Consider the following 14,883-nt stretch of genomic DNA (forward strand, 5'->3'; position numbering starts at 1 on the left):
TTACGACGAAGGAGGCCGAATGACCCCCGAAATGGTCATGACGATTGCGTATCAAGGAATGCGAGTTACGCTAATGCTTGCTGGCCCGATGTTGCTTGCCGCCCTGTTTACCGGCTTGATCATCAGCCTGTTTCAAGCCGCTACGCAAATTAATGAGATGACGCTGACGTTTATCCCTAAGATTTTAGCGGTATTCGCCGTTCTCGTCTTGGCTGGCCCTTGGCTGATCGGAATCATCACCGATTTTACCCATCGCTTATTCACCAATATCCCCAGCATGGTGATGTAAGCCGATGGTTGAGGTCACCTTTGCCCAGCTACACGCGTGGCTGGTGGCGTTTATCTGGCCTTTCGCGCGCATTACCGCTTTCATGGCAGCCTCGCCTCTCTGGGGGCACTCCAGCGTGCCAAACCAGGCCAAGGTAGGCCTCGCGGCCGTTATTGCGGTGGTTATCGCCCCGATTCTTCCTCCTATGCCCGACGTGCCCCTGATGTCCTGGGCAGGCGCTGGAATCATGGTAGAGCAAATTCTGATTGGTATCGCCATTGGCCTGGTAATGCACATTGTGTTTGCCGTTGTGCAAGCAGCGGGGGAATTCATTGGTCTGCAAATGGGCTTGGCATTCGCCAGCTTTTTTGATGCGGCCAGTGGCACCAACATCATGGTGTTATCGCGGATCTTGTATATGGTCACGCTACTGATGTTTCTCGCCCTGAATGGCCACCTGATGGTGCTGGAAACGTTGGTAATGAGCTTTCAAAGCCTGCCCATTGGCATTGGTACGCTTAATCCCAACGCCTTCGAGTTATTGGCCCGGTATGGCGGCACCATCTTTGCCTCGGGCATGTTGCTGGCATTACCGCTTGTCGGTTCACTGCTGATCATCAATTTGGCGCTGGGTATTTTGAACCGCTCGGCACCCCAATTGACGGTATTTAATATCGGTTTTCCAACCTCATTAACGGTGGGGATAATTCTATTAATGGTGTTAATGACCGACATTGAACGCTTTTTACAGCGGCTGTTTAGTCAGGGCATCAACTTTATGCAGGGTTTGATTGATACCATGGCGCCGTTATCGTGATGATGACGCAGCAAAAAGCCCCTTGCCTGGGGCAAAGGGCTTTTCCACCATACAGTTGGCCAGAGAGGCTATCAGTAAGAGGGCTATAAATAGTTGAACAGCGACATGCCCTTAACGTCGACAAAGGCTTTCTGCGACGCCTGCAGGCCTACCTGACGCAAACTATATTCGGATATCGCCTCGTTATAGTCGAGGTCGACCAGATCCGACAGCGTCTGTTCGTAGTTAAGCGTCCTGTTACTACCAACAGCATCGATCACATCAAGCTCGTTCAGCCGCGCACCGGCAGACGCGCGAACCGTTAAGACGTTATCCAGACTATTGTCCAGATCGCGCATTGACGTATTCAGCGTGTTGCGCAAGTCAGCTTTATCGGCGTCGGTCTCAGCAGGGTTTTCCAGTACGCGAATAGCTTCTTCCATGGTGCGGAACAGGTTGGATTCGCGCGTTTCACCACCGGCTTGAGCAACCACTATTTCATCACCTGGAGCGGGCGTTCCCTTGAGATCAACGGATAATCCACCGAATGTCAATGAAAGGGCGTCTTCATCATTGACAGCATCGGCCCAGTCGCCTGATGGCAGGGCGTCGCCCTCCATGTCCGTGTTAACCCAGCTCGTGCCATTGAAGCGTTCAACCTCATATCTTGGATCCGCCGCCGTGCCATTAAAGCTGACACGATAATCACTGCCATAGCCATCGTCACCCACGTCGGTTACCTGAGGCCCGCTAAAGGTGACGTTACCGGTATTGGCATTGTCGGCTTCCGCTACATAGCCCGCGCTGCTCGGCACACTCTGGAAAATCGAGATGCCATTTTCGGTCACCGGCATTAGGCGTGACGCATCCACGCGTTGCTCACGGGCACGATCATCGCCTTGGTAAACGGCCGCGTCTCCCTGTTTGACATAGGGAGGGTTGCTGTCATTGTAGCCACCAAACAGATAACGACCGCTGCCATCGGTGGCGTTGGCTTGGCCGAGCATCGTCTCATAGACGCCTTTTAGCTCGCTGGCCACGGACTCGCGGTCAACATCGCTCAGGGTATCGCTTGACGCCTGCACCAATAGCGTTTTTGCACTGGTAATCGCATCGCTAACGCTATTAAGGATACTCTCCGTTTGCGCCAGCGAGTTACGCGCCGATACCCGGGAATCGCTGTACTGTTCAGTGACGGCTTTGGCTTGATCCACGCCCACGGCACGGGAGGCGGCCTGGGGATCGTCGGACGGGTTAACCACGCGACGCCCGCTGGCAATTTGCTGACTGACGTTTAGAAAATCGCTTTGCTGACGATTCATTGACGCCGTGCTTTGATCAAACATGGTAACGCTGCTAATGCGCATGGCCGACTATCCTCGCTTAACCGCGTAGATTCAGAATGGTGTCCATTATCGTGCCCGCCGTGTCGATTACTCGCGCGTTGGCCTGATAGAACTGTTGATAACGGATTAAATTGGCTGCTTCTTCGTCAAGGTTGACCCCGGACTCGGACTGCTGCACGGCGGTTAACTGATCGGTGAGCCCTTGCCTGGCGTCCAGGTTTACCTCAGTAATATTGGTTCGATTACCTACGTCGCTGACCATCGACCCATAGGCACCGCTCAGCGTAGCGCTGCCGCCAACGATGGATTCGGACTGCAGGTTTTGCATCGCCAGGGCGTTACGGTTATCACCAGTGGCAAAAATAGTCTGGCTAACGGTTAATGACGACGTTTCGTCTGCATCCGGGAGGGAGACCGTAAAGCTGATACCATCAACTTCAATCTCATCGCCCTCTTTCAACTCAATGTCTGATATGTCTGATGCATCAACATTACTATTGTTAACCACTATGTCTGTTGCCGGCGTCACAGTCAGCGTGCCCTCATCCCCCGCAGCGTTCGACTCCACCTCAAATTGATATTTTCTGTTATCGTCGAAAGCGTTAGACGTGATACCTAAATCGCTAACGTTTAAATCGCCCTCACGCTCGAACGAGTTACCGGTATCATTGCCTACATTGATAAAGCCTGCATCGCCCGCGGCAATCTTGTCGAGGTCGGAGATATTGGCTTCCATACCGGCACCGGCACGACGGACCGGCTGAATTTCAAACTGATCGCCTTCAACGGGTGCATCTGCCCCGTCGCTAAACTCCAGGGTCACTCCGCCGAATTTCAACTGATCGTCGTTATTCCAGGCATCCTGGTCAAATGCCACGACTTGACCGTTATCGTTACGTGTCACGACAGGTTCATCGTTGTCGTCAAAGCTTACCGTGTAATCCGTCGCGCGCAGTTCATCCACACGGCTAACGTCAAACTCTGCGCTAGTGATCGTCGCGTCGCTATTGTTTTCGTAACCATAGGTCTGGGGCGAGCGAATCTTAAATAAATTTTCGCCCTGGTCGCCGTTTAGATCAACGCCTTGTTTATGCTGTTCGTTGACGGCCATGGACAGCGAAATGGCCAACTGGCCAATCTGGTTCTGAGTCTTGTCGAGCGTCTCGTCGCGGAAGGACATTAACCCGCCCAGTGAGCCCCCCGAAACGGTGTCTTCGTCCAGTTGGGTCAGGTTACCGCCACCGTCGCGATAGCCAATGACGGTGCGCTGGGGGTCGTAGTCCGCTTCCATGGTCTCGAGCTTGTAGGAATCGGTACCGGTCACCAATGGTTGCCCGTTAGGCAGGCTGATATTGTAAGTCTTGCCATCCTGAATGTTCAGGCGCAGATCCATACGCTCATTCAGATCCGACACCAATTTGTCGCGTTGATTGAGCAGGCTATTAGGCGCCTCGCCGGTGCGCGCGCGTGCCAGCGCGAGCTCTTTATTAAGCCCGGCAATTTGCTCGGTGGTGTTATTGATCTGGGTAACTTCGTCTTCCAACTGGTTATTGATGTTGGTCTGCATGTCCTGCAGATAGCTATCGAAAGAACGGAACTGGGCGCTGAGCGTTTCCACGTTACCCAGCACGCCCTGGCGAGCCGCCGGGTCAGACGGTGAGCTGGCCAGGTCTTCCATCGACGAGAAGAAATTCTGCATCAACGGCGAAAGGCCTGCCTCGCGGTCGGCGAGCAGGTTATCGATCTGGCTGACCTGGTTGTAATAGGTCTCCAGCGCACTTGACTGCGTCTTGGCACTGTTGAGCTGTTCAGCAACGTATTGATTAAACTGTCGCTCAATATCGTTAACCTGAACACCGCCGGTTCCCGCGCTGCCCTCACCCAGCTTGGTGATTTCACGGTTATAGCCCGGTGTGTATACGTTGCTGATATTGTTGCTGGTCGTGTTCAGCGCGTTTTGTGCCGCGTTTAAGCCGCTTAGCCCAATAGAAAACATGCTCATGGTTCGATTCCTTTAGCCGATATTTCTTTTATCGGCAGTGCGGTACAAAACTTGAATGCCAGCTTATCGAGAATCTGCCAGGAAATTGCCCACATCCGGCATCGGACCCATGGTGTTCATCACGCTCACCAGCTTATTGGCATATTGAGGGTCAGTCGCATAGCCACCCCGCTGCAGTTCGCGTGCCGCCAGCTCGGCTGAAGGTGCTTGCGTTACGCCAGCGTAGCGGGGGTTGTTACCAATCAGGTTGGCATAGTCGGTAAAGGCGTGTTCATAGGAGTCATAGACGCGGAAGGTATCCACCATTTTTTCGCGGCGGCCATTGATGTATTCGTGCGTCACCACCTCAGTGGTTTCGCCGTCCCAATGCTGGCCCGCTTTGATGCCGAATACATTGTGGCTGTTGCTACCGTTTTGCTTGGCAATTTCATGCTTGCCCCAGCCCGTTTCCAAGGCTGCCTGCGCCAGAATCAATTCAGCAGGCACGCCGGTGCTCCGGCTTGCCGCCTGGGCAGAAGGAGCCAGCGTTTCCATAAATTGATTCACGTGCGGTAGCTGCCCGGTCGCTTGGCGTGTTGTCTCAGGTTGCGCAGGGTCAGCTTTTGTCACCTGCCCCTGACGAACCGCATCCAGCTCGGCCAAGAAATTACGCTCTGAAGGCGCCTCAGGTACCTGCCCATTCCCAGGATTAAGCGGGCTATCCAGGACACGGGGCGTGCCCCGCGGAATCCCGGCAATCAGCGCCTGCGTTTGCTGGTCGTCGCTGGATGAGGCCCCTTCCCCTTTGGGAACCAAACCTTGTCTTTCAAGCTGCTCGACCAATGCATCCGCCAGGCCAACACCACGGGATGCGATGACCTGCGACCACTGCTGGTCCAGCATTTTCTGATAGGTATCGGTGGTGCTACTGTTCATCAACCCCGACGTCGGGATAGCATCGCGCATACTCTTCATCATCATCTGCACGAACAATGCTTCAAACTGTTGGGCGGCAGACTGAACCCCGGCTTCAGGATCGACTTTTGCCGTGTGCTGCATCCGCTGAAAGCCTTGCATATCAAGCGCAAATTGATTGCTCATATCAGTGGCGTTCATTAGATGATCTCCAGCTCAGCGCGCAGCGAACCAGACGCTCTTAATGATTGAAGAATCGACATTAAGTCCCGAGGGGTGGCGCCTAAGGCATTTAATGCGTTGACCACTTCGGTGAGTTGTGCGCCTTCTACGATCCGCAAAAAGGCCTCTTGCTGCTGTATGTTAATGTCGGCGTCGGGCGTCACGACGGTTTCGCCTTCAGCCAGCGCGTTAGGCTGGCTAACGTTATACTCAGTATCAATAGTGATCGACAGATCGCCGTGGGCCACCGCCGCTTGGCGCAATGTGACTGCGCTATTCATGACCACAGAGCCGGTACGCGCATTCAGCACAACGCGTGCCGGTGCTTGCGTTGGAGTCAGCTGCACGCTTTCAACACGAGCCATAAAATTGACCCGCGCATTAGCATCAGTAGGGCCGTCAAGTGCGATCACTCGGCCATTGCGCGCATAAGCAACCGACTCGTCAAACTCGTTGTTAATCGCCGCCACCATGCGCTGAACGGTGCCAAAATCCGACTCGTCAAGCTGTAATTCAAGCATGCCGCCGTTACTCCCCAGGTTCAGCGGCACTTCTTTCTCAACCAAGGCGCCGTTGGGAATTGCCCCCGCTGCCTGGTGGTTGATTTGCACACTGCTGCCACCAGCCTGGGCTCCCGCACCGCCCACGAGCATATTGCCTTGGGCAATGGCATAGGTATCGCCGTCGGCACCTCTTAAAGGTGTCATAAGCAGCGTGCCACCTCGCAAACTGCTGGCGTTTGCAATCGACGACACCACAATATCCAAACGCTGACCCGGCCTTGAAAACGGCGGCAGATCAGCTGTCACCATCACGGCTGCGACGTTACGCAACTGTAAATTTGTTCCGGAAGGTACCGTCACGCCTAACTGGGACAACATGTTGGTTAAACTTTGACTGGTAAACGGTGCCTGGGTGGTCTGGTCGCCACTCCCGTCCAGTCCCACCACCAGCCCATACCCGACCAGTTGGTTATCACGCACACCGGAAAAACTTGCCAGTTCACGAACACTCTCCGCTTGAACTGGCAAAGCCAATAGACCCACCATTACCAAGACAGACAGCTGAGTAAACCATGTGTTGATTATTCGACAACTACTTATCCGCAAACGACGTAACTGCATCACTATTGCCCGTTTTAGCGCTTTCATTGAAAGACCTATCCTTAAAGAACCTGCCATTGAAAGCGCTGTCATTGGTCGCTCCCCATGGCGCTAGAACGGCGAGACGTTTAAGAAGAAACGTTGTAGCCAACCCATGTGTTGCGCTTCGTTGATATAACCGTCGCCTACATATTCAATACGCGCATCTGCAACCTGGGTCGAGGGCACGGTATTTTGCGCGGTAACCGTGCGTGGGTTCACCACCCCAGAAAACCGAATAAACTCAGTGCCTTGATTGATGGCGATTTGTTTTTCACCGCGGACGCGAAGGTTACCATTACTCATAACTTCCAGGACGGATACTGTAATCGTACCGGTAAAGGAGTTATTGGCTTGAGAACCGCCTCCCCCAGAAAAGTCGCTTTCGCCACTCACTTCAAACCCGTATTCAGCTAGGGTTTCGAGCGCGTCCGGCAATGCGCCAAACTCGAGGCTTGCGCTACCGTCGCGATCGGCATTAGACGCCGAGTTCTTGCTGGCGCTCACTTCTTCATCCAGCACAATCGTCAGAATATCGCCAACCGATCTTGGACGGCGGTCTTCAAACAGGGGCTGATACCCGCGACGCGCTTGATAAATAGACCCGTTAGGCACCGGTGGGGGGCGGTCAACAACATTGATCTGCTCTTGCTCACCAACCACTGAAGCCCTGGGGATTTGGGCACAACCCGCCGCCGCCAACAAAAAGAATGCCAGCCCCACCAGCGCAATACGTCGCAAAATACAATGTCGTTCCAGCATGACCCAACCTATCAGTAAACGGCTTTATAGCTGAGCCAAACGCGCCAACATTTCGTCGCTGGTCGAGACAGCCTTACTGTTAATTTCGTAGGCCCGCTGGGTCTGAATCATGTTGACCATCTCTTCAACCACATTGACGTTCGAGGTCTCCACATACCCCTGGAACAGCCGCCCAGCGCCGTTCATGCCGGGCATGTTTTGATTAGGCACACCGGAAGACCCCGTTTCTTGATAGAGATTGCCCCCCATGCTCTGTAGGCCACCGGGATTGATGAAAGTGCTCACGTTAATCTGGCCGATCTGATTGGCCTGATTGTCGCCCGGCTGACGTACGCTTACCGTGCCGTCTTCACCAACGCTGACCGAAAGGGCATTTTCAGGGATGAAAATAGCCGGCTCTATCGGGTAACCGTTGGCGGTTACCATCTGGCCGTTTTCATTTAGCTGAAAGCTGCCGTCACGGGTATAGGCGGTATTGCCATCGGGCATCAGCACCTGAAAGAAGCCCTCGCCATTAATCGCCAGATCGCGTGAGTTTTCCGTCTGCTCCAGGCCACCCTGAGTGTGCAAACGCTCAGTGGCGACCGCACGCACCCCTGTACCAACCTGCATGCCCGACGGCAGCCGATCTTGAACGTTATTTTGTGCGCCTGGCTGACGCATATTTTGATACAACAGGTCTTCAAACACCGGACGTGAGCGTTTAAAGCCATTGGTACTGACGTTAGCCAGATTATTAGAAATCACATCCAGCTTGGTTTGCTGGGATTCCAGGCCGGTTTTGGCCGTCCACAAAGACGAGATCATAAAAGTGCCCTCTTGGCTGACAAAGCGCTATCAGCCCTGAATCGATAACATGCTGTTAGCCCGTTGGGCGTTTTCGTCCGCCGAGGTCAGCATTTTCATTTGCATATCATAGCGACGCCCCGCATCAATCATTGACACCATGCTGTCAACGGCGCTGACGTTGCTACCTTCAAGCGCACCACTGACGAGTGAGGCGTCTTCATCGGCGGCTAGCGCCCCCGGCTCTCCCTCATCGTTGAGCGGTCCGCGAAATAGGCCGTCTTCGCCGCGCGTCAACTCGCCTTCTTCAGGCGTCACCAATTTTATGCGGCCCACATTAACAATCGCTTCAGGACCTACCCCTTGGGGAATAGCACTGATCGTGCCGTCGGCACCGATTGAAATCTGCGACCCTTGTGGCACAGCAATAGGGCCACCATCACCCATTACCGGCTGACCGGCACCCGTCATCAGTACACCGTCGCTGTCGATTTGCAGGTCGCCGCGGCGGGTGTATGTTTCAGCGCCGTCTTGATCCAGCACTGCCATCCAGGCGTCGTCCTGCATGGCCACGTCTAGGCCGCGGCCCGTCCGTTCAATCGGCCCTTGGGAATAGTCGGTGCCTGGCGTGGTAGTAACGGCGGAGGTACGAGTCGCCAGCAAGGCGTCACCTTCAACAGGTACCGAGCGCGCAGCCTCTAGCTGCGCGCGGAAACCCGCTGTGGCAACGTTCGCCAGATTATTACTGACGACCGACTGCTGATCCATCGTATGCTTGGCGCCACTCATGGCGGTGTACAGCATTCTATCCACGACCTTGCTCCCTTAATGCCATCAGCCGTTAGAGATTGATGATGGTCTGTAGCAGCTCATCTTGCGTGCTGATGGTTTGCGAGTTGGCCTGATAGGCCCGCTGGGCCACGATCATGTCCACGAGCTCGCCGGCCATATCGACATTCGAGGTTTCTACCGCGCCCGGCTCGATCAAGCCGCGCTGGCCGGTACCCGGCGCACCGACCAACTCTTGCCCAGAAGCACCGGTGGCGGTCCATAGATTGTCACCCTCAGGCTTTAGACCCTCAGGGTTACGGAAGCTCACCAGCGCGACTTGTCCAGCTGCCAATGATTGCTCATTGGAGTAGTTACGCATAACAGTGCCATCGTCTTCGATGGTGACGCCCACTAGAGAACCCGCAGTGTAACCGTCCTGTGTCAGGTCATTGACGGTAGAGTCATTCGCCTGCTGAGAGGTACCGGCGAAGTCGATTTCGATCTGTTGACTCGTCAACGTATCGTTAAACTCGCTGGTAGTTACGGCACCGCCATCTGCATCGCGCATATCGTTTGGACTATCTAAATTAATCTGGAAAGCGTTAAAGTTATTATTGAGACGACCATCCGTTGTGAAGCCAAAATTTGACGTATCCGCAATATTGGTAAAAGCATAATTCGGCGCGCCGGCAGGCCCACCCGACATGCGGGCATCAACCCGCCACTCATTGGGGTTGGTCTTAGTGAAATACATGGTCAGGTTTCGCGCATTACCCTGTGAATCGTAAATCGTGCCATTGGTCGAATACGAGTACTGGCTGGAATCCAAACCATTGGCGACGGCTTCGGCATCGAACCCGACTGGATTAATCACCTCTTCTTCCGAATCCAGATTCAGCGAAACATCCAGCTCCGTGGTAGCGCTGGCGGCTAGATCGCCCGCATCGACACTGAGCGCTTCCACATCGCCACCGCCTTGAATGTTGCCTGCATCATCTGCCGGGTAACCCATGATCTGTGCGCCCTGGGCATTTACCAGATCGCCTTGGGCGGTCATGGTCAGCTGACCATTACGCGAGTAGCCAATTTCGCCATTGGGCTGTTGAAAGCGAAAGAAGCCTTCGCCGGCTATCGCCAGATCCATATTGCGGTTCGATGATTCGATATTGCCCTGATTAAAGTTCTGCAAAACGGCAGACGTGCGCGTACCGAGGCCAATGCTCGATTGGGCGTATACATCGGCAAACTGCACGTTGGAACTTTTGAAGCCGACGGTTTGCGAGTTGGCAATATTGTTACCTACGGCCCCCAGCTTATCTTGCTGGGCAGCCAGGCCGCTTAGCGCTTGTGAAAAACTCATGGTTTAGTCCCCTGCTAAATAGATCAATAATTTACGGCGTATTACGGCTTAGAGAATTTGTTTGACTTGATCGAGCGATACTTGACCATAAACGCCACCCAAATCGAGGCGTACTTCTTCACCCGACTCAGCAGGCGCCACGCCTTGAACGAGGGCATAGTTCAGAGCCTGTGATTCAATCTCGTCACCTTTGGCATTGGTCGCTTTGTAGCTCACTTTATAGGCACCTTCCGCCACCGGGGCATCGTCATTATTCAAGCCGCCCCAGCTAAACGATTGAACCCCCGCATCGACATCTTTCTCGGTGGTGGTATAGATGACTTCGCCGGATTTACTGGTCACAGTAATCTCGACATTGTCCGCCGGCTTAGCCAACTCGATACCAAAAGGCGTTGCGTAATTGTCGCCGTCTTCGTCAGTACCCACTTTCACCTGATTGCCTGGCACAAGCACGGCATTACCAATCAACCCGGAGGCTTGCAGCATCTGGGAAGCGTTCATCTGCTGGGTGATGCCGCTAAGCGTATCATTCAACTCTTCGATACCGCTGACCGTATTGATCTGGGCCAGCTGAGAGGTCATCTCCGCGTTTTCCATCGGATTCATCGGGTCTTGATTTTCCAGCTGGGTAATCAGCAGCGTCATGAAGCTATTACGCAACTCTTCAGACTGCTTGGCTGGAAGGCCATCGGTGCCGCCACCGTTTATTTTATTCAATACACTCGTATCAACATTCATGGTTTACCCCTCACCCAACGAGAGTGTTTGCATCAGCATCTGTTTACTGGTGTTGAAAACCTCAACGTTGGCTTGATAAGAACGCGAGGCCGAGATCATGTTGACCATCTCGTGGACAGGCTCGACGTTGGGCTTGGCAACATAGCCGTCTTCATCCGCTGCGGGATGATTGGGCATGTACTCCATTCTGAGTGGCGAGTCGTCTTCTACGACCTCCGTCACGCGAACACCACCGACGCCATAGCGGTTATTTTGCGCTTGGGTTTCAAACATGACCTGCTTGGCTCGATACGTCTCACCGTCAGGGCCAGCTACGCTATCAGCATTTGCCATGTTGCTGGCAGTCACATTCATGCGCTGTGACTGGGCACTCATGGCAGAACCTGCAATATCAAACGCAGAAAACATCGACATATAATATCTCCTAACCGATCCAGCTCAGTTTATTCTGGCTGCATGGCCGTTTTGAGTCCTTGGATTCGGCTATTCATTATGGTGAGGCCTGCCTGATAGCGAACCGCATTATCGGCAAACTGTGAACGCTCACGATCCATTTCGACGGTATTGCCATCTAAACTAGGCTGACTGGGTGTCCGGTAAAGCAAGTCGGGGTTACCTCCGCTAAGCGCGGGGCCTTCGCCCATCAAGTGGCGGTCTGAGGTTCGCGTCAGCGCTAAACCGCCACCATTAGCACTTTGTTCGCGCTGACCGCCTTCAACGGCTTTTTTTAACTCACTCGCAAAGTCGATATCCCTGGCTTTGTAGTTGGGGGTATCGGCATTGGCAATGTTTGCGGCCAGCACGTCATGCCGTGCCTGGCGCAGCCCCAGCGCCTGATGGTGGTAGTTTAGAGACGATTCTAGTTGGTCAATCATGCCAATCCTCGCTCGCTGAAAGGCAAAATGGAATTTATTGACTGTGGAGAATACGCCGACGGCTGTCAGCCTAAAGCATGGAACAACCCCCGTTTCACCCAGCATTTCTTATGATAATCCTCAGCCGTTTTCGCTACACTTGTGTTCGATAGAATCCCTTTTCCTGCTTTGAGCATCCCCCTCATGTTTCATCTGCCGCGTACTTTTTGCCTAGGCATTCCGCTACGTTGGGTCAGTGCCCTGCTGCTGACCAGTATGGCGCTAGTTGCCCTCATACCTGCCGCCAACGCGTCGGAAACGAAACATGACGCTCTAATGGAAAGCGTGCACCAGTTTCTTTACCAAGAAACACAGGCGCTGGGTAATGAGGTGGTGATCAATCTACGTGCGCCCTCGCCGCATCTGCCCACCTGCACTGCACCCGATCCTTTCCTTACCAATCAAAATGAAGCGCCGCTTGGGCGTGTGTCTGTGGGTGTTCGTTGCGGGACGGATAGCCGCCAAGTTCGCTATTTGCAGGCCGAGGTGGATGTCATCGGTAGCTACATCGTCGCCGCACTGGATATTGAGCGCGGTAGCCAAATTACGTCCGATATGCTTCGCGAGAAGAACGGCAACCTAGGCGATCTGTCTCCTCGTGCAGTCACTCAACCCGACGATATTATTGGTAAAATCGCACGTCGCCCCATCGCTAGCGGCACAGCTATTCAGACACACTTCATTCAGGCCCCCCACTTAGTTGAACGCGGTCAGCGCGTTACGGTCATAGCACAAGGAACTTCCTTTCGCGTGTCTCGCGAAGGAGAAGCCCTTGAAGATGGCGCTATGGACGAGAAAATTAGGGTGCGCTTTGATTCCCGTGAAGTGCTGACTGCCCGCGTTGTTAAGCGCGGCACCCTGATGGTCGATTTTTGATTAAATGGCTAAAGTTTTACTCGGTGGCGCCGATAGTCCTCGTAATCCGCGCATCGCGCTCAAAACGTTGACGATGAGGCTCACAACGTGAAAATTGATAACATCAATAATCCGCTGCTTCGCTCAAATCATGCTCAGCAGCGTGACGAAACCCAGAAAGCGGGCAGCCCGACACCTGCGTCTGCAGGTACGGAAGCCAAAAGCTCAACCCAAATTAGCACGTCTAGCGCTGATGAAACGTACGATATCGACAGCGCCAAGGTCGAAGAAATTCGAGACGCCATTCGTGATGGCCGTTTGGAAATTCGGGCTGATCGTATTGCTGATGGGTTGATTGCCAATCTTCGAGAGTCCCAGGAGTAATTTATGAGTCTCGCCAGCTTGTTGACCGACCAGCAGCAACGCGTTGATACGTTGATCTCACTGCTAAGCAACGAGCAAAACCTGTTGACCCAGGGAGATATTGATGGCGATGCTCTGGCTGATGTGGCCCATCAGAAACAGCAGTTGCTGGTCGAACTTGAGCGCATTGAGAACCTACGGCGCAATATTCAGGAGCGCCTCGGTTATGAGAGTGGCGCTTTAGGTGCCAAGTCTGCTGCACAGGATGCTAACTGCATCGACCTTTGGCAGCGCTTGCTAGAAAAAAGCGAACGCGCTGCTCGCCTGAATGCGTTGACAGGCCAGATGCTTTCTTTGCGCATGCAGCACAACCAGCAAATGCTCGACTATATTCGTCAAATTGCTGAAAAAACGCTTTACACCTCGACTGGCCGGAACATGGCTCAATCCGGCAAAATTAACGCATCGGCTTAACTCCACGTTAATCTAGACAAACCTTATACATGGCGCTTAAATCAAGAAACATACCATTTGTTTCACAACGCCATAGGTTTATTGATGCTGCCTCATCTACCCCACCAATTCACAGCCGTCATTACCGGTGCCTCGGGCGGGATTGGCCTTGCTTTTCTAAAACGCCTCCTGGCCTCGACTCAGACAGGTCGTATCCTGGCCGTTAGCCGTCGGCCCATTCCTTTACAGGATAAGCGCCTGACGCACCTCACTCTTGATGTATCAGAACAAGAGGGGCGCCTGGCGCTTAGTCAGCAGCTCCGCAACCAGCCTATCCACTTGCTCTTTAATGCCGTTGGCATACTCCACGACGCTTCGCGACACCTACAGCCAGAAAAGCGCTTGGATAAGTTGACACTTGAGGGGCTCACTCATGCTATGCATGTGAATGCGTTTACCCCCGCTTTATTAATCTCTGCTATCCGACCCTGTCTACAGGGCAATCATCCCACCATTATTGCCAGTCTATCGGCTCGAGTTGGCTCGATTGGCGATAATCATCTAGGCGGTTGGTATGGCTATCGCGCGAGCAAGGCGGCGCACAACATGCTGATGAAAACAGCGGCTGTCGAACTTTCACGGCTTAACAAACAGTCCATCGTTTTATGCCTGCACCCCGGCACAACGGATACGCCTCTTTCCAAACCTTTCCAGGCACGTGTCCCCAGCGAAAAGCTGTTTACGCCTGACTTCGTCGCTGAGCAATTAATAGAAGTTATTTCCAAACGCACGCCCGACGATAGCGGCAGCTTCTGGGATTGGGCCGGTGAACCCATCGAATGGTAAAAGAAAACAGCCGCCATAAAAAAATCCCCCAAGGCATAAGCCCTGGGGGATTTTTGGTATAGGTGCCTGACGATGACCTACTCTCGCATGGGGAGACCCCACACTACCATCGGCGCTAAGCGGTTTCACTGCTGAGTTCGGCAAGGGATCAGGTGGTTCACGCTCGCTATGGTCGTCAGGCGTAACTTTAAATGGATATCATGCTGTGTTTTGTGATCGTCTCTTTTCGCCTCAAGCCTTTGCTTGGGACGCGTATCCGGTTTGTCTCGTTATCATCACGACCAGACCCCTTGGGTGTTATAGGGTCAAGCCTCACGGGCCATTAGTACACGTTAGCTCAACGCCTTGCAGCGCTTCCACACCGT

17 protein-coding genes and 1 rRNA gene are annotated in these 14,883 nt (G+C 53.6%); 6 read left to right on the forward strand and 12 right to left on the reverse strand.

Annotation, left to right across the window (positions count from 1 at the left end):
• The first annotated feature begins 19 nt into the window (after window positions 1-19).
• Window positions 20-289 carry a flagellar biosynthesis protein FliQ gene (fliQ, locus tag BLR97_RS06695; RefSeq protein ID WP_089703812.1) on the forward strand — a complete coding sequence of 90 codons (270 nt, stop codon included), beginning with the start codon at window positions 20-22 and terminating at the stop codon, window positions 287-289.
• 4 nt (window positions 290-293) lie between these two features.
• On the forward strand, window positions 294-1,085 hold the full coding sequence (fliR, locus tag BLR97_RS06700; protein ID WP_089703814.1) for a flagellar biosynthetic protein FliR: 792 nt from the start codon (window positions 294-296) through the stop codon (window positions 1,083-1,085).
• Window positions 1,086-1,168: 83 nt separating this feature from the next.
• On the opposite strand, the gene flgL is transcribed toward fliR, so the two are convergent.
• The 11 genes from flgL to flgB form a co-directional block, all read right to left on the reverse strand.
• Window positions 1,169-2,431: a flagellar hook-associated protein FlgL gene (gene flgL, locus BLR97_RS06705; RefSeq protein ID WP_089703817.1), complete on the reverse strand. Its 1,263-nt coding sequence runs from the start codon at window positions 2,429-2,431 to the stop codon at window positions 1,169-1,171.
• Between the two features lie 16 nt (window positions 2,432-2,447).
• A complete protein-coding gene (flgK, locus tag BLR97_RS06710) occupies window positions 2,448-4,412 on the reverse strand; it encodes a flagellar hook-associated protein FlgK (RefSeq protein WP_089703820.1) in 1,965 nt (654 codons plus the stop codon).
• A 63-nt stretch (window positions 4,413-4,475) separates the two neighbouring features.
• A complete protein-coding gene (flgJ, locus tag BLR97_RS06715; RefSeq protein WP_089703825.1) occupies window positions 4,476-5,507 on the reverse strand; it encodes a flagellar assembly peptidoglycan hydrolase FlgJ in 1,032 nt (343 codons plus the stop codon).
• Window positions 5,507-6,577 carry a flagellar basal body P-ring protein FlgI gene (locus BLR97_RS06720; RefSeq protein WP_244511250.1) on the reverse strand — a complete coding sequence of 357 codons (1,071 nt, stop codon included), beginning with the start codon at window positions 6,575-6,577 and terminating at the stop codon, window positions 5,507-5,509. The genes flgJ and BLR97_RS06720 overlap by 1 nt, the downstream gene beginning before the upstream one ends.
• Before the next feature lie 165 nt (window positions 6,578-6,742).
• Window positions 6,743-7,432: a flagellar basal body L-ring protein FlgH gene (locus tag BLR97_RS06725; RefSeq protein ID WP_089703828.1), complete on the reverse strand. Its 690-nt coding sequence runs from the start codon at window positions 7,430-7,432 to the stop codon at window positions 6,743-6,745.
• A 24-nt stretch (window positions 7,433-7,456) separates the two neighbouring features.
• Entirely contained in the window at window positions 7,457-8,239 is a 783-nt protein-coding gene (gene flgG, locus BLR97_RS06730; RefSeq protein WP_089703831.1) for a flagellar basal-body rod protein FlgG, read from the reverse strand.
• A gap of 30 nt (window positions 8,240-8,269) precedes the next feature.
• Window positions 8,270-9,031, reverse strand: coding sequence for a flagellar basal-body rod protein FlgF (gene flgF, locus BLR97_RS06735; protein ID WP_089703834.1), 762 nt, complete (start codon window positions 9,029-9,031; stop codon window positions 8,270-8,272).
• 28 nt (window positions 9,032-9,059) lie between these two features.
• A complete protein-coding gene (gene flgE / locus BLR97_RS06740; protein WP_089703837.1) occupies window positions 9,060-10,349 on the reverse strand; it encodes a flagellar hook protein FlgE in 1,290 nt (429 codons plus the stop codon).
• 48 nt (window positions 10,350-10,397) lie between these two features.
• Window positions 10,398-11,087: a flagellar hook assembly protein FlgD gene (locus tag BLR97_RS06745; protein ID WP_089703840.1), complete on the reverse strand. Its 690-nt coding sequence runs from the start codon at window positions 11,085-11,087 to the stop codon at window positions 10,398-10,400.
• A 3-nt stretch (window positions 11,088-11,090) separates the two neighbouring features.
• Window positions 11,091-11,501: a flagellar basal body rod protein FlgC gene (flgC, locus tag BLR97_RS06750; RefSeq protein WP_089703843.1), complete on the reverse strand. Its 411-nt coding sequence runs from the start codon at window positions 11,499-11,501 to the stop codon at window positions 11,091-11,093.
• Between the two features lie 29 nt (window positions 11,502-11,530).
• Complete coding sequence (gene flgB, locus BLR97_RS06755; RefSeq protein ID WP_089703845.1) at window positions 11,531-11,962, reverse strand: flagellar basal body rod protein FlgB; 432 nt, start codon at window positions 11,960-11,962, stop codon at window positions 11,531-11,533.
• A gap of 183 nt (window positions 11,963-12,145) precedes the next feature.
• Between flgB and flgA the strand changes: the two genes are divergently transcribed.
• From flgA to BLR97_RS06775, 4 genes are all read left to right on the forward strand, one after another.
• Window positions 12,146-12,877 carry a flagellar basal body P-ring formation chaperone FlgA gene (flgA, locus tag BLR97_RS06760; protein ID WP_089703848.1) on the forward strand — a complete coding sequence of 244 codons (732 nt, stop codon included), beginning with the start codon at window positions 12,146-12,148 and terminating at the stop codon, window positions 12,875-12,877.
• Between the two features lie 87 nt (window positions 12,878-12,964).
• On the forward strand, window positions 12,965-13,240 hold the full coding sequence (flgM, locus tag BLR97_RS06765) for a flagellar biosynthesis anti-sigma factor FlgM (protein ID WP_089703853.1): 276 nt from the start codon (window positions 12,965-12,967) through the stop codon (window positions 13,238-13,240).
• A gap of 3 nt (window positions 13,241-13,243) precedes the next feature.
• Window positions 13,244-13,693 carry a flagella synthesis protein FlgN gene (locus tag BLR97_RS06770; protein ID WP_089703855.1) on the forward strand — a complete coding sequence of 150 codons (450 nt, stop codon included), beginning with the start codon at window positions 13,244-13,246 and terminating at the stop codon, window positions 13,691-13,693.
• 84 nt (window positions 13,694-13,777) lie between these two features.
• Complete coding sequence (locus BLR97_RS06775; RefSeq protein WP_089703858.1) at window positions 13,778-14,518, forward strand: SDR family NAD(P)-dependent oxidoreductase; 741 nt, start codon at window positions 13,778-13,780, stop codon at window positions 14,516-14,518.
• A 64-nt stretch (window positions 14,519-14,582) separates the two neighbouring features.
• Here BLR97_RS06775 and rrf read toward each other — a convergent pair.
• Window positions 14,583-14,698 (reverse strand): 5S ribosomal RNA (gene rrf / locus BLR97_RS06780).
• Between the last annotated feature and the right edge of the window lie 185 nt (window positions 14,699-14,883).

Source organism: Vreelandella arcis (assembly GCF_900103865.1).
GTDB lineage: Bacteria > Pseudomonadota > Gammaproteobacteria > Pseudomonadales > Halomonadaceae > Vreelandella > Vreelandella arcis.